We start from the raw sequence: 17,813 nt of genomic DNA, 5'->3' as shown, positions 1-17,813 counted from the left end.
TTTTGACTAAAAACGATGAAGTAGGTGTACCGTTTATAAATATAAATAGACCTACTTATTAAACTAGGGACTTCTTATTCAGTAAAGTATTGAAATTTAGACCTTTTAGGCTACGCCTAATTCTAGTTTACTGTAGCTAAAAATTTAGCCTCATCAAACTTATTATTTGCAACAGCAATTAACGTTTCATGCATTTCCATCTCTGACATTTCTAATAGACTTCCTACTAAACTAGTTAATTCTTCTAATCGAATGACCTTTGCTTTGCCGATGTGAATTTTCGGAAAAACCTGCTCAGGGTGAACCTCATTTTCATTTAAGAGTTCTTCGTACATTTTCTCTCCCGGGCGAAGTCCTGTATATTTAATTCCTATCTCTTCAATTGAATATCCTGATAACTTAATCACGTTTTTCGCAAGATCAACAATTTTCACAGGTTCTCCCATATCAAGTACAAATACCTCTCCACCACGTGCTAAGGTTCCGGCTTGAATCACGAGTCGAGAAGCTTCTGGTATTGTCATGAAATATCTGGTCATATCTTGGTGAGTAACTGTAACTGGTCCACCTGCTTGTATTTGCTTTTTAAATAAAGGTATTACACTTCCCCTACTGCCAAGAACATTCCCAAACCGAACCGCAACAAACTTCGTATGACTATTAACCGCCAGACTCTGAATAATCATCTCCGCGAAACGCTTCGTCGCCCCCATAACATTTGGAGGATTCACCGCTTTATCCGAAGAAATCATTACAAAAGTATTAACACCGAAGGTTTCCGCAGCCTCCGCAACATTTTTAGTACCAAAAATATTATTCTTAACCGCTTCCCTCGGATTATATTCCATCAAAGGAACATGCTTATGAGCAGCAGCATGATACACTACATATGGTCTATGTTGTTCCATCACTTCAAACATTCGATTCCGATCTTGTATATCCCCAATTACCGGCACAATTTCAATTTGCTTCTGGTACTTTTTCCGAAGCTCCATATCAATTGTATAAATACTGTTCTCACCGTGCCCAACTAAAACAATTTTACTAGGATTAAACTTACAAATCTGACGACAGATTTCCGATCCAATCGAGCCGCCTGCACCCGTAACTAAAACTGTCCTACCTGATACAACCTCAGAAATACTATTAATATCCAATTCTACTGGCTCACGTCCAAGTAAATCTTCAACCTGAACCTCTCTAAATTGATTAACAGAAATCTTACCAGTCATCAAATCTTCAACCATTGGCATAATTTGTGTTTTCGCCTTGGTTTTTGCACATTCTTCAAAAATTCGATTCAACTCTTTCTGACCTAAAGAAGGAATGGCTATTACGATGTTCTCTATTTCATATTTTTCAACTGCGAATGAAATAGCACCCGAATTTCCCACTACCGGTATTCCTAACACATCCAACTTATATTTCTTTGGATCATCATCTATAAACGCAACTGGTTTCAAATCAATATCATGATTGCTCAGCAATTGACGAGCCACCATGGTACCGCCTCTACCTGCACCAATAATAAGCGTCCGCTTAATATTCTTCTGCTTATTCATGAAGTTATCACGAAACATCCTCCACGAAAATCTTGAACCCCCAATTAACAATACATGTAGCATCCAAGTAATCATTAATGCTCTCACGTACATGTTATGAAAGAAAATTTCCTGCATCAATGCAGTTACTGCAATGGAAAAGGTCACTGCTTTTACAATTGCAATTAATTCACCTACACTCGCATATTCCCAGGCTTTGTTATACAGCTTATATATAGAAGCAAACGTATGATGGCAGATAAATAAAGTGATCCATGTAACGAACAGCATAGGAATCTTAAAAATGTACAAATCCGGATTAAGTGTTAAATAGCTTATGTAGATGGCGGATAAAACTATACATGAATCCAAAAATGCAAGTGCAGTAAGCCTTTTTCTGTATGTCATCCTTTCATTCCTCCTTTAATTATTTTTCTAATCTATGAAACTCTTTCATCAACTAAAGCACACAGGCAAAAAAATAAATATCTAATGGAAACACATGTGACTTGACACTTGTTCTTTCATTAGATATTTATTGTTTGTTTATTACTACGGGCATTTAACCCGTCCTCACATCATACTTTTGACGACATGCGTCTAAGGAGGGTTATACCCACCCACAGCATGATCGAGTGACTCCATGGATAACGGACAGGGGACCCTCGCCGTTCAGGCGAATCTGCCTGACTATGATGTATAGCCTAAACCTGATTTATTCTTATCGGCTTATTTTTTAAAAGATGTTAAAGAATCTTTTCTTTTTGATTCGTTCTGGTACTTCCTTATATACATGGTTACCTTCAACCAATAGCGCTGCATTTTCTTCAAAAAAATAGACTATTTCATTTCCGTATTTCGCTTGAATGATGTCATATGCTTCACGGAGGTTGAATGTCCGACTTCTTGTGTTATGAGCATCAGAGGCAATGAAATGTGTTAGGTTCGCATCAATTAATTGGTAAGAAAATTTCATTATTTTTTTACCGAAATGACCTGTAATGCTTGATGCTGTCACCTGCGATAAAGCTCCCTTTTGCACTAACTCATAAAGAATGTCTGGATTCTCGATGATTTCCTGATTTCTTTCAGGATGAACGATTACCGGAATCAACCCTTTATTTTGCAAATCATAAAACAATGTCTCCGTGTATCTCGGCACATGGCTGGATGAGAACTCTACCAGCACATACTGTGTGTGATTGACTGGAAGGATTTCTCCTAGATCGTAGCCTTCCGCTAATTCTCCGTGAATACGGACTTCCTGACCTGGCAATATCTTTATATCAATCTTTTCATCTAGTAATACTCGGTTTAATTCTTCTACTCTAGCAAGAATGCTTTGCTTTGGGTTCTCATACCTATTATTTAAATGGTGCGGGGTAGCGACGATCGTATGAATTCCTTGTTGGACTGCTACTTTTGCCATTTCGATGCTTTCCGACAAATCTCTTGCTCCGTCGTCAACACCAGGCATTATATGACAATGTAAATCTACCATTTCCCCACACCCTTACCGGTATTTTTGAACCATTACAATAGTATCACTATCAATAGAAATGAGAAAGGGTGGTTTTTTGTCGAATGCTGTCGTATCGTCGAAATATACATTAGAATTTTTTTCCACCCTAGTTCCCGCTATTTTGCGCCGTAATAATAGTAATAATCGTTATTCTTCAGTTCTTTATGATTTAACACCACGCCAAGTAGCTTAGCTTTGGCATTTACGAGCAATTCTTTACTTTTCTTAGCTAGGTCAATTTCTGTTCTTTCACTATATACGACAAGAATCGAGCCATCACACTGATTAGCAAGGATTTGCGGATCGGCCACTGCTAATAATGGTGGTGTATCGAATAAAACAAAATCGAACTGCTCTTTTGCTTCTTCAATAAATTGCTCCATCGATTTCGAGCTTAATAGCTCCGCTGGATTGGGTGGAATCGGACCACTTGTTAAGACATATAAATCCTGCTCATCTGTTTCTACTACTGCTTTTTCAAGGGAAGTTTGTTTTGTTAACACAGTAGTGAAACCAACCTGATTGTTAACTGAAAACGTATGATGAACGGTTGGTTTACGAAGGTCGGCATCCACTAGTAATACCTTTTTCCCAAGTTGAGCAAAGGTTACTGCTAGGTTTGCAACAGTCGTCGATTTTCCTTCTCCTGGTCCAGATGAAGTTACCATCAATACTCTCATGTCTCCATCAATAGAAGAGTATTGAATATTGGTTCGAACCGTACGGTATTGTTCAGAAATCGGTGACTTTGGCGCAACCGCTGTAATGAGCTTACGGCTAGAGTCAGTGCTTGTTAGATTCTTTTTCTTAAGAGCCAAGTGTCTCACCTCTTACTGTTTTATTTCTTGCTGCTTTAATTTTTAATTCTTCTAGCTTTTGATCTTCTATCGTAGCGATAACGCCAAGGATTGGTAATTCCAATAACTTCTCAATATCCTGCTCGTTTTTAATCGTGTTATTAAAGTATTCAAGTAAGAACGCAAGACCGACACCGGCCATTAAACCAACAACAATCGCAATTGCAATGTTTAACAATGGTCTTGGCTTAATTGGTGATGGATTTTCAGATACATCTGCTTTCGCTAAGATGCTAACGTTATCTACCTTCATGATTTTTGAGATTTCACTTTTGAATACTTCTGCTGTTTTGTTCGCAATTTGGGCTGCTACTTTCGCATCTGGATCTTGAACAGATAAGTTTACAACCTGTGAATCTTTTTCACTTCCAACTGTAATTTTTTCTTTTAATTGAGAAGCCGTCATATCCAAATCAAGTTCTTTTGAAACGATATCTAGAATCGCTGGGCTTGTGATTATTACATTATAGGTATTGATTAATTGAAGGTTGGTCTGTACTTCACCTGGATTGTACATACTTTGGTCGCCTTTTGCTTGGTTTACGAGAATCTGTGTAGAAGCTTGGTAAATGGGGGTTAATACGTAAAAACTGATAATTCCACTGACTAATCCTGCAATGACTGTTATAGAAACGATGAGGAGCAATCGTTTTTTCAAAGTCTCAAGTAACTCTTTTAAACTAATAGTCTCTTCCATTTCGTCCTCCTAAATTTCCTAAATACAAAACATTGAATATTATATCATAATTTGTCATCTTTTGGCTATTTTTTGTCAAATTATTTCAAAACCATTTCGAACAGATGTCGAACTGTCGTGAATCACAATTACTATTAAACACCTATTTGTAAGAAATTTGAAGGGGGAATTAATAATTGGAGGGAGTTTCCATCCATATTTTTTCCTGTGAAGAAAGTGAAAACGCATACATTATAATAGAAGAAACAAATCGAAATCAGAAATGAAGGAAACAAAAAAAAATCCGACTCTTATAGAGCTAGACGTGTAATTTTATATTTAACTGAAAACTCTTCTTTTCTTACTCTTTCCCCACATCCAAACATTTTCTGACTTCACATTCTTCCCAATATGCACGTTAGTCCATTTCTATTGAAGGCAGCAATGCTTTCACGTCGCTTCCCTTCATCTTCCCAGGTCTTATGAATTTTGTTTTTTAACACACTGTCATCTGCAACCTTCTCAATTGTCTTCGGCAGCTTGATCTTTTCTTATTTTATTTTTCCCGCAAGGGAAGAAACTTTATGCTCGAGGTTTGATTGAATGTGTTAGATTGACGTAATAAAACCTTCCCGACCATGTTCATAATTTATCTTTTAAACGAGGATTAGTGACAGGGTGCTCCCTTTGTTTGCTGAAAGGGGGGTTTTTTCCCAAAAAAAAGATCCGACCCTTTAGAGCCGGACGCGCAATACAAATATTTTTAAGGGGGTCTTAGAAAAGTAAGATATGCATCTCGTTTTCATTTACTTACTATACCCCGATTGTATGAACAAACTATGAATAAACCTTTAAAGATGTATAAATTTTTAAGATTGCGGAGGTGCTTTTTCGCGTGAGAAGAGATACCCTTTTTCACTCGTATGCCTTACTCATTACTATTTGTAGCTGCTTGATTAGCTTTTCCTTTAATTCTAGATGTGTTTCATCCTGATACTGATACTGGCTATCCCGCCACATGTCCGGTGAGTATTGCCATACAGGATAGGGCTTTCTTTCCTCCGGCTCCCAATCGTAACGCGGAAAGATATGCGCATGAAGGAAGGCATCTGTATTTCCATAGATGGAATAGTTGATTCTTCTCGGCAGGCAAACCTCCTGAATCGCGTCCCCAATTAAACTCATATCAAGCAAATAGTCACTCCGCTGCTGAAATGGCAGGTCGTTTAAGGTGCTGACTTCCTCATACGGCAATAGTACACAATATCCAGGCAGGAACTGCGTATCACCCATGACCGCGAACCCACTCTTCATCTTAGCCAGCACCATCGGATTTTCCTCTCGGTGTGCCGAGCCAATTCTGTCCTGTTTCCAATTCATTTAACCCACTCCCCCAAAAAGAAAGGAGTTGCTTTGAATGCACTTCCCCGTCTTCTATTGTTCTTTGCTGTTCGCTTGGACCGCTTTGATTAAGGCATCCAGCTTGTCGTTTCTCTCTTGATCTAATCTGGTTTTGTCGTTCATGAACCGTAGTGTCCGGACGATGAAATAGATGGTGAATCCGAGAATGATTAAATACAATACAATCGGAAAAAGGGCAAATAGGCCAAACCGTAAGTCTCCCATAAGGTCGCCTCCATTATTATGAACTTATACCATAATTATACAACACCCTACTCTTGGTGTATTGCACTTTCATCCATCTCTTTTTCAATCCCCTTGAAAAACCATACGCAAAGCCACCTTGTCATGGCAAAGGTGAGAAATAGTGTAATCCATGTCCAGTACCAAGCCCAGTTCAGGTAGTGAATTAAATCGGTATATTTTTCGAGAAAAATCTCCGGTACGGTCATGGCGGTACAGAATGCACAGTAGTATAGGAACTGGATGAGCTTGGTCCCCTTGTTTGGGTAGAACACATTGAAGATCGCACATACAGCCGGATAGACGAAAAACTCATAGGTAAAGCTTGAGCGGTTGACGTCGGCAAATTCCCTTACAGGGTAGGACAGGAGTCCATACTCAACGACCACTAGACCAAAAATCCATGTGATTCCTTGTTTTAATAAGAAGGCGGTTACGGCTAAGCGAATTTTCTTTTTTGGGATAAAGAAAAGCATCCCGATCGTTAGGATCCAAACCGCGAGTAATATCCACCATTCTAGTCTCATTTGACAGCCTCCCTATCCACATGGAAATGTGCGCTATCTTTAAAATACCATTGGTAGATGAAGTTCGTGACGGCAAATATACAAAAGAAATCTATCCATGTCAGGTACCAGGCATAATGAACGTACTCAATGAGGTTCGTATATTTTTCCAGCATGACGTCCATTAGGGTCAGACCCGAGATCCATAGTGACAAATAGAGGAAGCGAATGATGAGTGAACGTTTTGGCTCAAAGATAATATAAAGCCCAGATAGAAGTGGGTAAAAGAAATATTCGGTTGTGACGAGCACTTCGGTTGCTTTTGGAAATTCACGGACCGGGAAGCCCAGCAGGTGATATTTCACATGTAACAGCGAACTCACCCATACAAAGGCCTGACAGAGAATAAGGCCAAATAATACTTTTCGATAACGATTTTTAGGGGTCAAGAACAGATATGCGATTATTCCTATAACCCATATTAGAATGATGACGATGTAATCTCTAGACATTGGATGTGACCTCTTTTATTTAACGGGTATGTGAAAGTATTGAATCAGTAACAAAATAATGACAGCCGAGATTCCGTATGTAACAAGCGGCCTGGTAAAATGCAGGCGCAGCATGGTGTACATCGCTGTGTAGAAGATGGGCTCCATCCAGAAGTGGTACCCATGCTCTAGGAGGAGTCTGTGCATTTTATAAAAAGGGTATTCGACGGCGATTGATCCCAGGATCCACCACAGCATGTACCGCACTTGTTTCCCGTTGGATGTTTTAAATGGAAAATGAGTCAGATAGATCAATGTCACCGCAGGGAGATTGATAAAGGTATAAATGAGATCAACAATGGCATGGGATTCCGGTAATAGATCTGGGTTCTGTTTCCAGAGCAGATGATCTCTGCACAGAAAGTTGTAGAGTAGGTTACAGATAACTATATATAGAATGGTGTGATGGTATTTCCGCCAATGTCGCCAATCCCCCTTCCAGAACGCCGCAAGAAGAAGGATCGCGGTAAGGATTATATGCATGGATGGGGTACCTCCAAAAACCGTAAGGTTTGCTCTAAATAGGCTTAAAACGTTCGAAAGTTGGGCGATTTAGCAGATTTGCCAAATTGAAATAGTCTTGATTTTGATATTCACCGGTAGATTGGGAAAATTCGCCGATAGAAGCCGAAAATTCGCCGATAGACTGGGCAGATTCGCCGATTGAACACGAAAATTCGCCGATAGACTTGGCGGATCGCTCTTAAAATAATTGCTTTTAGGTTACCTCTTTTTAGATTCGCTCATAAATGGGGTTCATTCGCTCATTTAATGTGAATATTAGCTCATAACTGAGGTAAATTTGCTCATAAATCGGTTGGGTTGATCCGTAGACTTGATGAGTCAGTGGATTCGCGAATAAAAGTTGGAAATCCGCGAATAACTATCTACAATTCGCGAATACACTTCATTTTCAGGTCTATCTTTGGCTTGTAACTATTAAAAAAGGTCAATTTTAACGACTTCGATTAGCATTCTGTTGATGTTTTAGGCATTTTCTCCGCTTACAAGAAGATTATTTTTCTTGATTGGAGCAATAGTATCTTTATTTTTCCCACGAGAGTGAAATATAACCAATTTCCCCACAGAAAAAGGCTGCGGAGGTTTCCCCGCAGCCTTATGTATCTATTATATATATTAGCAGACGACTAATTGTCTTAAATCCGCTTTTAGTTCTTCCATTAGTTTTTCAAGGGTGATTTCGTTCTCGTTTAAGCCTTTGTCATAAGCCTTCTTCACAATCTCAGAAAAATCGACGGTGTTCGCGCTCTTTCCAGCTTTCCTTTCCAACTTCTTATTCTCCCTCCCTTTTATTCTTCTAATTTTGAATTCTACAACAATATACATTAATTGTAAATAGTTTACCCCATTGAACATGCGGATAAACCATGAATTTTGTCGAACTATTGAAGGATTTATTTTTCAAAAAGGAAGAATTCCCAGTATTTATATCCAATAAAACTGGTAGGTAATCCCTATTTTTTGACATAATTATGATACTATTAATCTATTCGTGAAATTTTTTTATAGAAAGAGAGTGAGATTCAATTGAAAAGAGTCATATCCCTATTGATGGCGGTATTGTTAATCATCAGCACGGTTCCAATAGGCAATGTGTTGGCAGCGGCTGATGTAACGAAGCCGGTGTTTGAGAGTATTAGTGTGGATAAGCAGGATGTCAGTCCCGGTGATACTGTCAAAGTAAGTGTCAAAGCGACAGATGATGTAGGTGTAGACTCTGTAGTAGTGTATTACAAAACACCGATTACACAAAAAAGCATGCATGTTCCAATGAATTATAATTCTGAGGCGGGGGTTTTTGAAGGTAATCTTGTAATTCCTGATGATTTTGAATCAGGAATTTATAATATATATTTCGTTACAATTTATGACACTTCTGGTAATACAACAACCCTTGCCGACTATCAGGGGGATGAAAGTCAATTAGCAGCAGGGCAGTTTACGGTTAGCGGAACAACTTTTGCAGATGTAACTAAGCCAGTGTTTGAAAGTATAAGTGTTGATAAAAAGGATGTCACTGTTGGAGATACATTAAAGGTTGCTGTCAAGGCAACGGATAATGCAGGTGTAGACTCTATTGTAGTTTATTATAAAACACCAGTTACACAAAAGAGCATGTATGTTCCACTGAAATATAATTCGACAACAAATGCTTTTGAGGGTAACCTAGCAATTCTTGACAACTTTGAAAATGGTGTTTACAACATATATTTTATAACTATTTATGATACCGCTAATAATTCAACTACCCTGGCCGATTATCAGGGTGACGAAAGCCAATTATCTGCTGGTCAATTTACTGTTAGTGGAACCACTTCTGCTGACGTTACTAAGCCAGTATTTGAAGGCATCAGTGTGGATAAAAAGGATGTCACTGTTGGGGATACAGTAAATGTTAGTGTCAAGGCAATAGATGATGTAGGAGTAGATTCTGTAGTACTTTATTATAAAACGCCAAATACACAAAAGAGCTTGAATGTACCAATGAATTTTAATTATGAAACAAATGCTTTTGAAGGTAGCCTACCGATTCTTTCTACACTAGAAACGGGAGAGTATTATTTATATTTTATTACGATTTATGATAGCGCTGGTAATATGACAACTCTTGCAGACTATCAAGGTGATTCAGATAAAATGGCGGGTGGTACGTTTACGTTTTTCACAGAAAACAATCCTCCCTCCTTCTCGGGATTATCCATTGATAAAAAAGTGGCAGATTCCGGCGATTCGGTTCATTTTACGGTGGATGCGAGTGATGATACGCACCTGAAGGGGGCAACAGTGAACCTCGTTTCTCCTGTGAGTCAGGCCCTCGTTTCGGTCCCTTTATCGTATGATGGAACGCGTTTTAGCGGTTATTTTTCCATAGATGGAAATACGGAAGTCGGTGACTGGAAGGTTTCCTCTGTTGAAGTGAAAGATACCAATTCGAATTCTACTGTTGTGGATGCGGCTATGGTCGATTTACGTGCTGGTGATTTTACCGTGCTTAAAGGTGTGGAGCCGTTGAGCAGCTACGTCGTTACCTCGTATGAAACTTGGTCAAAAAAGACGGTAAACTCGGATGTATATATTACTCCTGGTGCGCGGTTAACGATTAATAGCAATGTGACGATTAACGGGAATGTCTATGTTCTGGGAGGCTTCCGTAGTTATGGCGGGCTGACGGTGAATGGTACGGTGAATGCGAGCTTTGTCACTTTTGGTTATTACACACCAACTGATGGACAAGCAATTTTTTCAGGATCTAACACGATTTCATCACTGCGAGCATCCAATCGAGTGATGGAGAGTGTCCCTTTCAACCTTTATGATACACCGCTTGTTAGCTCGGGCGGCCGGGTGAATTTGACTGGTGCTACCCTTCCTTTTGTTGTAGTTGAGGTGAACGGACAAAGTGTTTCTTTGAAGGAGAACGGAACATTTCGTTTGAACGATTTTTACATTGGAAATAGTACTTCTATTTCTGTAAAATTAACGGATTTGGCTGGGTATACCTACTATCATTCTTATGATGTGTCAGATCTTTATGTAGATGATTTTACAAAGGATTCTACGGCTCTTTCTGGTAAGACGCTTGCGAATGCGGTTGTGAAGGTGTTTGAAGATGGTGAGTTGCTTGCTAGCGGTGAGTCGGGTGGAAATGGTTATTTTTCGATTCCGGTTAGCGGGTTAGTTGAGAATACGACGTTGAAGTTTGAGGTTTGGAATGCGGCCAATGTGCTGACGACTTCGAAAGAGATTTTTGTAAAAGATTTGACGGCTCCTGGGAAGCCGGTTTTGAATGGATTGACTGATCGTGATACGGCGGTTACTGGTCAAGCGGAACCTAAAGCGACTGTGGAGGTTCGCAGTGGTGAGTCCGTGATTGGTACTGGTACGGTTGCGGAAGACGGCACGTTTGCTGTGGAGATCCCTAAACAAAAGGGTGGTTCGTGGTTGTCAGTTACTGCTAAAGATGCGGCTGGGAATGTGAGTGAAGCGGCTACGGTTCTAGTGTTAGATGTGACTGCTCCTCCCCAACCTGTTGTTTTTGAGGTTACGGATGCGGATTCTTTTGTAAAAGGACAAGCGGAAGCGAAGTCCACGATTATGGTAAGTGCAAATGGGACGGCGATTAGTTGGGGTGTGGCAGCTGCGGATGGAACGTTTGAGCTGGAAATTCCTGTGCAACCGGCAGGAACAAAGATTGTCGTGAAGGCTACCGACAATGCCGGAAACGTGAGTGAAGCCGCTTCGGTTGTCGTCATCGATGGGACGGCCCCTGAGAAACCAGTTATTGGCGAGGTGACAGATCAGGATACGGAGGTTAGCGGTAGGGCTGAGGAAGGCTCTAAAGTAGAGGTTACAGTGGACGGTTCGGTCATTGGTTCGGTTGTTGCTTCTACGTTTGATCTCTTTACTGTGACCATTCCTTCGCAAAAAGAAGGAACGGAAATAGTGGTCACGGCTACTGACAAGGCTGGAAATGTTAGTGAAGCTACGACGGTGGTCGTGAAGGATGGGACGGCACCTCGGAAGCCCGTTGTTAGCGATGTAACGGATCAGGATACGGAGGTTACCGGTACAGCTGAAGCCGGCTCTAAAGTGGCGGTCAGAGGTAACGGTTCGGTGATTGGTTCGGGTACGGTTTCTGCAGATGGAACGTTTACTGTATCCATTCCTGTGCAAAAAGAAGGAACAGAGATTTCTGTGACTGCGACTGACAAGGTTGGAAATGTGAGTGAAGCAGCTACGGTTGTTGTAAAGGATGGCACGGCACCTGGGAAGCCAGTTGTTGGCGATGTGACGGATCAAGACACGGCGGTGCGTGGTACGACTGAGGCAGGTTCGCGTGTGAAGGTTACGGTCGACGGTACGGTGATTGGTTCTGATTTTGCGGATGACCATGGTTATTTTTCCATAAAGATTCCTATGCAAAAGGCCGGGATGTCATTGAAGGTTACTGCTGAGGATTTGGTTGGTAACGTGAGTGATGTGGCGGTTGTCGTGGTTAGTGACGTGACCAAGCCTGAAAAGCCGGTTGTCCATGAGGTAACAGATAAGGACACAGCTGTTTCTGGTCAGGGTGAAGCTGGGGCTGCGATTGTAGTGACTGTCGACGGTTCGGAGATCGGCAGCGGTACGGTTGGTAAGGATGGCGCGTTTACTGTGGCGATTCCCGTACAGACGGCTGGGACTAAATTAAACGTTGTAGCAACGGACAAGGCTGGCAATGTGAGTGAAGCTACAGTTGTGGTGGTAGAAGATGGGACGAACCCTGAGAAACCGATTGTGGACCAAGTGCTGGATAAGGATGAGGTTGTGACTGGTAAATCTGAACCTGGTGCGAAGATGTTCGTGACTGGCGGTGTTGACGGCACGGTGATTGGTTCTGTTGTTGCTGGCAGCGAAGGATATTTTACAATAAAAATACCTAAGCAAAAAGCGGGCACGGAATTGACGATTACTGCTACGGACAAGGGCGGTAATGTGAGTGAAGCAACGGTTGTCGTGGTGAAGGATGGCACGGCGCCTGTTGATCCGGTTATTGATGGACAAGTGACAGATCAAACGACGACGGTGAAGGGCACGACTGAAGCTGGCGCGAAAGTGGACGTGTTTGCTGATGATCGCTTGATTGGATCAGGTGTTGCTGGTGATGACGGACGTTTTGCTGTGACGATTCCTAAGCAAAAAGGCGGGGTTGATGTTTTTGTAACGGCAACGGATGCTGCTGGGAATGTCAGCAATAGTGCGGTGATGACGGTCGTTGACGTGACGGCTCCTACGAAACCGGTGGTTAATGAAGTGAATGACCGTGCAACAGTGTTGACGGGTCAGGCTGAAGCGGGTACGTATGTGGAAGTGAGCCTGAATAATTTTAATGTGATTGGTCACGGGCTTGTTGGTGAGGATGGCCATTTTTCCGTGAAGATTGCTACGCAGCCTGTTGGCACGGAGATCACTGTTACGGTGAGCGACGGTTATGGTAATATGAGCCCAGCGGCGAAGGTGACGGTTGTTAAAGCGAAGTCTGGTTGGGTGTGGTCGAACGGTAAGTGGTATTATTACGATCCCGCGACTTTCGTGAAAAAGGTTGGCTGGTATAAGGTTGGTTCGAGTTGGTATTATTCGGACAGTATGGGCGCGATGAAGACTGGTTGGGTGAAGGATGGCTCGAGTTGGTATTTCATGAACAGTAATGGCGCCATGGTGACTGGCTGGTTGAAGGTTGGGACGGTGTGGTATTTCTTTAAAGGCAGTGGGGTGATGGCCACTGGTTGGATGAAAGCTGGTTCGGTGTGGTATTTCTTCGGGGATAATGGCGCGATGAAGACAGGCTGGTTGAAGAGCGGTACGACTTGGTATTACTTGAAGAGCAGTGGTGCGATGCAGGTCGGCTGGCTGAAGGTCGGCACGGTCTGGTACTACTTCAATAGTGGCGGCGCCATGGTGACAGGCACCGTGTCCATTGGAGGGAAAACCTATTTCTTTAATGGGAGTGGGGTTTGGATTAGATAGTTCTTGGCTGGGGGACAGTCCCCCGGCACGGTTGTGCGTTACCTTGGCGGGGGACTGTCCCCCGAAGTGGAAAAGAATAATGAGTTGAGCCAGTCCCCAAAGTGCGGGGACTGGCTTTTTTATGTGGGATTGGGCTGGATTTTGGGTGAGTGGCCGATATTGGGTGGAAAGTAGTCGATATGTGGTGAAAAGCGGTCGATAAATCTCAAATAGTGGTTAAAATCTTCGTTCAAGGTCAAGTGGTCGATATCTTTCCCAAAGTAGTCGATATGTTGGTTTTCCCATAAAAAGGTAATTGAAAATAGTAGCTAAGTTCGGGGACAGTCCCCCGGCGCGGTAGCGCGTTACCTGGGTGGGGGACTGTCCCCCGAAAAGGACAAAAAAATATCCGGCAAATATGCCGGACGCAATACAAATATATTTTTAAGGGGTCAGAAAAAGGTGCTTATGCCTTTTCGCTGCATGAATTTATATTAGCCCAAAAATATGAACAAACTATGAATAAAGGTGAAAAAATTATATTTTTTTTGAGGCGGGGCCTGACAAGACACTTTTGGGATACTTTTGCTCTCACAGGTAAACGATAGGTAATAATGTCACTTTTTATAAGGTGAGTGGGTTATGGTATTTATTTTCTTATTGCTCCTTGTTTTGTCTATCCTATCATTGTTAAGTTTATGGTCCCTTAAGAAGCGGTTCGATCCGTTTGAGGTCTTTATCCTATTTATGTTTTCATCCTACTGGTGTCAAAACTTTTTCTATTTGCTCTCTTCTCCTTACCAGAGGCTACGGGTGGTTGAAATGCATCTGCCTTTTTGGTCAGCGAGACTACAATACGCTATTATTTTTCCTGTTCTTTTGATGTGGGTGCTTTACGTATTGCGCGGCAACCATCGATTATCTGTTAAAATCGTTGTTTGTTTCTCCTGGGTGGCTGGTGGAGTTTTGATCGAGAAACTCTTGCTTGTAGTTGGTGTGTTTGTATCGAAAAGTAAAAGTTGGTATCCTTCTATTGATTTTGTTCTCGCGATGATTGTTCTCTATACTTGTATTTTTTTCATGGAGAAGCTGCCTCTGATTCTTCGAAGGGAAATGGTGTTACGAGATGAAGGAGATTTATGAAAAAGCGCTTAAGCCGCTACTCCCGGAGCAGTTTGATGGGAATGAGTGGTTCACTCTCTCGATTTCAATCATCGTTGGTGTTGCGGTCTACTATATTACCATCAAGAAGAGGAAGCTGACATGGTCCGAAATTATTTGTATTTCATTGTTTGATTTACAGCTAACTACGTTAGGGGATTATTTTCTGGCTATGCCGCCCTACGATTTTTACGATACCGGGGATAATAATAGTGGCGAATTCACAGATATTTTCCTGCAAACTTTGGTGTATCCGGGGACGCTTTTATTTTTCATGCATGTTTATAAGGTAAAGAAGCCGCGAAAATGGTTCTTTATTTTGATATGTACGATTATTTTAGGTACGTTAGAAGGCATTTCGGTTTATTTCTTTCAGTTGTTTACCTATAAGACCTGGAAAATTTACTATTCGCTTATTTTCTATTTTCTCGTGATGGTTGTTAATGTGGTTTTTTATGACCGATTGAGGAAGTATTTAGATAAGCGGGCGAAGAATTATAATGGGGACAGTCCCCCGTTGCGCTAAAGCGCCGGGGGACTGTCCCCATTTTGGTTTAATGGAAGGTTACTTTGTTTTTTCCTGTGCGCTTGGACACGTAGAGGGCTTCGTCGGCATATCGGATGATTTCGATTGGTGCGGTTGATTCGTCTTCCCAAGTTGCAGCCCCGACTGAGCATCCTACCTTGATTTCTTCGTTGACTAGGTCGAACGGTTGGTTCAGGCTTTCGATTACTTTTGCTGCCACTACGGATGCATCCTGGTTAGGATCTATCGCCTCGGTAAACAGGACGATTAAAAACTCGTCCCCGCCTAAACGAAACACTTCCCCCTTACTTTGGATGCACCCCTGTAGTCTCCTTGCTGCCTCTTGCAGTAGAAGGTCACCAACTTGGTGCCCATATGTGTCGTTCACTTTCTTAAAGCCATCTAAGTCTAGGAACAAGAAGGTCAGTTTTTCCCCTAATGGTCTCGTTCGTTCTAAGGCCTTTAGGATATACGAATCGAGCGCAATTCGATTCATGAGCCCGGTCAATTTATCGTGGTGCGCGAGACTCTCCATTTTCCCCAGATCGGAAACGGTGCGAACAAGCGAATCTACTAGCTCGCGTAACGATAGCGAGAGAATCTCTATGTCTTTAATGCCCCGATATTGAGGAATCTCTACTTTTTCCCCGGCGCGGAGGCGATTGGCCGAATTGGTGATTTGTTGCAACGGCTTCGTAATGTAGCCGGCAATGAACCAGCCAAGAATAGCAAATACGAGTGCTAATAGGATACCCGTGATGATGATCGTTTTCTGTAGCTCCTTCACTGGGGCAAAGGCTGTTTCTTCCGGGATACGAACGAGAGTGGACCAGCCTAATCCCCGGTAATTCTGATAGCCGTCTCCTAAAGCATAACCCGTTAAATATTTTTTCCCATCTGGCCATGTTTCAAGCTGCCAGCTGTTCTGAGCTTTTTGTGCCTGCTTGATACTATCAATGTTGAGCCGTTTGCCAATCATTGCTTTCGGCCCTAAAAGAATGACTTGATCATGTTGGCTCACCACAAAAATTTCTGCGGCTTTGTTCTTTTCCTTTAGCGGTTTCAGGATTTCCTGCTCGACCTGACGAGACCATTCCCAGCTTAAGTGGGCCGCGAGTACGCCCACTAGCTTCCCATCCTCGCCTCGGACTGGGCGACTAACATCAACGAACTGGAGGGGCTCTCCGCTTGGATTAGGGAGAAGCTTGGCCAACAGGACTGCATCATGGACGTCACCAATAAACCGGCCTTTACTTCCGTTCTGAAAGACAGGCCGCTCAGATATGTCGGCATTCTCCAGGATCCCTTTAGTAGACGCCATCACTTTTCCGTTGGCATCGGTTAATCCCACCCAGGAAAAGGTGGGAAAGCTGACCTGTAGCTGGTCTAGTAATTGTTGGACTTTTTCTTTGTCGTTTGGTTCTTGTATGTCTTTTAGTTGGCTGACGATATCAATTTCGCCTGAGCGCGACCACATAAAGAAGTCGAGTTTATCCGCCATTTGGTAGGCCGTGGCTGAAAGTGTATTGCCAATTTCACTTTCTATTTTTTTGCTAGCCTGGTGCCCAATCATCAGGCTTAAGATGGCGGCTAGCGCGGTAATTCCTATGGCAAACAGGACGGCCATATATGTACGAAGTTTTAGGTTCAAGTTAATTGTTCTCCTCAACGAAATATGGGAGGGTTCCCCTGAAACTATCATAACAAAATTCGATATTTTGAGACATGTTTTTTTGGGGGACAGTCCCCCGGAGTAGTAACGCATTAAAGCAGTGGGGGACTGTCCCCGATGTGGTAGTGCGTTAAAAGATTAATGAGTTGAGCCATTCCCCAAAGTGCGGGGACTGGCTTTTTTAAGTAGGGATTGAGCTGGATTTTGGTGAATGGTCGATAAGTGGTTGAAAGTGGTTGATAAATCTCAAAAAGTGGACGATATCAGTACTCAACCGGCAGATAAAGTTCAAAAAGCGGCTGATAAATGGTTTTTCATATAAAAAGGTAATTTGAAATCACTCTAGTAGGACATTCTAGCGTGGAGAATGGTCTAGACTTATAAAAAAGACAAAAAAATATCCGGCAAATATGCCGGAAATAATTAATCTAAATTTGAAAATTTCGTTTACTCGTCTACTTCTCCTGTTTACTCGTCAAAATCAGAGAATTACTCGTCATTTTTCCTTAGTTACTCGTCGAAATGATCTAATACTCGTCGCATACCTAAAGTTACTCGTCGGCTCCAAAAATTGCCCACCATCTTCTATTAGGTTTAGGGACAGTCCCCCGGATTGGTAACGCATTAAAGTACCGGGGGACTGTCCCCCG

14 protein-coding genes are annotated in these 17,813 nt (G+C 42.0%); 3 read left to right on the top strand and 11 right to left on the bottom strand.

Going from position 1 to position 17,813, the window contains the following annotated elements; translation table 11 throughout:
- Positions 1-122 precede the first annotated feature (122 nt).
- From AC3A54_RS19345 to AC3A54_RS19300, 10 genes are all read right to left on the bottom strand, one after another.
- Positions 123-1,949 (bottom strand): polysaccharide biosynthesis protein, encoded by a 1,827-nt coding sequence (locus AC3A54_RS19345; protein ID WP_487655773.1) that lies wholly within the window; start codon positions 1,947-1,949, stop codon positions 123-125.
- A gap of 328 nt (positions 1,950-2,277) precedes the next feature.
- Entirely contained in the window at positions 2,278-3,042 is a 765-nt protein-coding gene (locus AC3A54_RS19340; RefSeq protein ID WP_487655772.1) for a tyrosine-protein phosphatase, read from the bottom strand.
- A gap of 137 nt (positions 3,043-3,179) precedes the next feature.
- On the bottom strand, positions 3,180-3,881 hold the full coding sequence (locus tag AC3A54_RS19335; protein WP_487655771.1) for a CpsD/CapB family tyrosine-protein kinase: 702 nt from the start codon (positions 3,879-3,881) through the stop codon (positions 3,180-3,182).
- Positions 3,871-4,617, bottom strand: coding sequence for a YveK family protein (locus tag AC3A54_RS19330; protein ID WP_487655770.1), 747 nt, complete (start codon positions 4,615-4,617; stop codon positions 3,871-3,873). The genes AC3A54_RS19335 and AC3A54_RS19330 overlap by 11 nt, the downstream gene beginning before the upstream one ends.
- An 894-nt stretch (positions 4,618-5,511) precedes the next feature.
- A complete protein-coding gene (locus AC3A54_RS19325) occupies positions 5,512-5,976 on the bottom strand; it encodes an HIT family protein (RefSeq protein ID WP_487655769.1) in 465 nt (154 codons plus the stop codon).
- A 54-nt stretch (positions 5,977-6,030) separates the two neighbouring features.
- Positions 6,031-6,222 carry a hypothetical protein gene (locus AC3A54_RS19320; RefSeq protein ID WP_487655768.1) on the bottom strand — a complete coding sequence of 64 codons (192 nt, stop codon included), beginning with the start codon at positions 6,220-6,222 and terminating at the stop codon, positions 6,031-6,033.
- A gap of 47 nt (positions 6,223-6,269) precedes the next feature.
- Positions 6,270-6,767, bottom strand: a complete 498-nt coding sequence (locus AC3A54_RS19315) for a CBO0543 family protein (protein WP_487655767.1) — start codon at positions 6,765-6,767, stop codon at positions 6,270-6,272.
- Entirely contained in the window at positions 6,764-7,258 is a 495-nt protein-coding gene (locus tag AC3A54_RS19310) for a CBO0543 family protein (RefSeq protein ID WP_487655766.1), read from the bottom strand. The genes AC3A54_RS19315 and AC3A54_RS19310 overlap by 4 nt, the downstream gene beginning before the upstream one ends.
- A 15-nt stretch (positions 7,259-7,273) precedes the next feature.
- Entirely contained in the window at positions 7,274-7,780 is a 507-nt protein-coding gene (locus tag AC3A54_RS19305; protein WP_487655765.1) for a CBO0543 family protein, read from the bottom strand.
- A 654-nt stretch (positions 7,781-8,434) separates the two neighbouring features.
- Positions 8,435-8,587, bottom strand: a complete 153-nt coding sequence (locus AC3A54_RS19300) for a YwzD family small protein (protein ID WP_487655764.1) — start codon at positions 8,585-8,587, stop codon at positions 8,435-8,437.
- 258 nt (positions 8,588-8,845) lie between these two features.
- On the opposite strand from AC3A54_RS19300, the gene AC3A54_RS19295 reads away from it, so the two are divergent.
- The 3 genes from AC3A54_RS19295 (at position 8,846) to AC3A54_RS19285 (ending at position 15,491) form a co-directional block, all read left to right on the top strand.
- Complete coding sequence (locus tag AC3A54_RS19295; protein ID WP_487655763.1) at positions 8,846-13,825, top strand: Ig-like domain-containing protein; 4,980 nt, start codon at positions 8,846-8,848, stop codon at positions 13,823-13,825.
- Between the two features lie 621 nt (positions 13,826-14,446).
- Positions 14,447-14,947, top strand: a complete 501-nt coding sequence (locus AC3A54_RS19290) for a hypothetical protein (protein ID WP_487655762.1) — start codon at positions 14,447-14,449, stop codon at positions 14,945-14,947.
- Positions 14,931-15,491, top strand: a complete 561-nt coding sequence (locus AC3A54_RS19285) for a hypothetical protein (protein ID WP_487655761.1) — start codon at positions 14,931-14,933, stop codon at positions 15,489-15,491. Before AC3A54_RS19290 ends, AC3A54_RS19285 begins: the two co-directional genes overlap by 17 nt.
- 28 nt (positions 15,492-15,519) lie before the next feature.
- Here the strand turns inward: AC3A54_RS19285 and AC3A54_RS19280 are convergent, their stop codons facing one another.
- On the bottom strand, positions 15,520-17,142 hold the full coding sequence (locus AC3A54_RS19280) for a diguanylate cyclase domain-containing protein (RefSeq protein ID WP_487655760.1): 1,623 nt from the start codon (positions 17,140-17,142) through the stop codon (positions 15,520-15,522).
- Positions 17,143-17,813 lie beyond the last annotated feature (671 nt).

This window comes from Neobacillus sp. Soil_C_43 (genome assembly GCF_057656715.1).
The sequence above is the reverse complement of the archived record's forward strand: the minus strand, read 5'-3'. Positions and strand labels throughout refer to the sequence as shown.

Coding starts and splice junctions, on each gene's coding strand:
- AC3A54_RS19345 (WP_487655773.1), bottom strand. CDS start 1,949: ATGACATACAGAAAAAGGCTTACTGCACTTGCATTTTTGGATTCATGT.
- AC3A54_RS19340 (WP_487655772.1), bottom strand. CDS start 3,042: ATGGTAGATTTACATTGTCATATAATGCCTGGTGTTGACGACGGAGCA.
- AC3A54_RS19330 (WP_487655770.1), bottom strand. CDS start 4,617: ATGGAAGAGACTATTAGTTTAAAAGAGTTACTTGAGACTTTGAAAAAA.
- AC3A54_RS19325 (WP_487655769.1), bottom strand. CDS start 5,976: ATGAATTGGAAACAGGACAGAATTGGCTCGGCACACCGAGAGGAAAAT.
- AC3A54_RS19320 (WP_487655768.1), bottom strand. CDS start 6,222: ATGGGAGACTTACGGTTTGGCCTATTTGCCCTTTTTCCGATTGTATTG.
- AC3A54_RS19315 (WP_487655767.1), bottom strand. CDS start 6,767: ATGAGACTAGAATGGTGGATATTACTCGCGGTTTGGATCCTAACGATC.
- AC3A54_RS19310 (WP_487655766.1), bottom strand. CDS start 7,258: ATGTCTAGAGATTACATCGTCATCATTCTAATATGGGTTATAGGAATA.
- AC3A54_RS19305 (WP_487655765.1), bottom strand. CDS start 7,780: ATGCATATAATCCTTACCGCGATCCTTCTTCTTGCGGCGTTCTGGAAG.
- AC3A54_RS19290 (WP_487655762.1), top strand. CDS start 14,447: ATGGTATTTATTTTCTTATTGCTCCTTGTTTTGTCTATCCTATCATTG.
- AC3A54_RS19285 (WP_487655761.1), top strand. CDS start 14,931: ATGAAGGAGATTTATGAAAAAGCGCTTAAGCCGCTACTCCCGGAGCAG.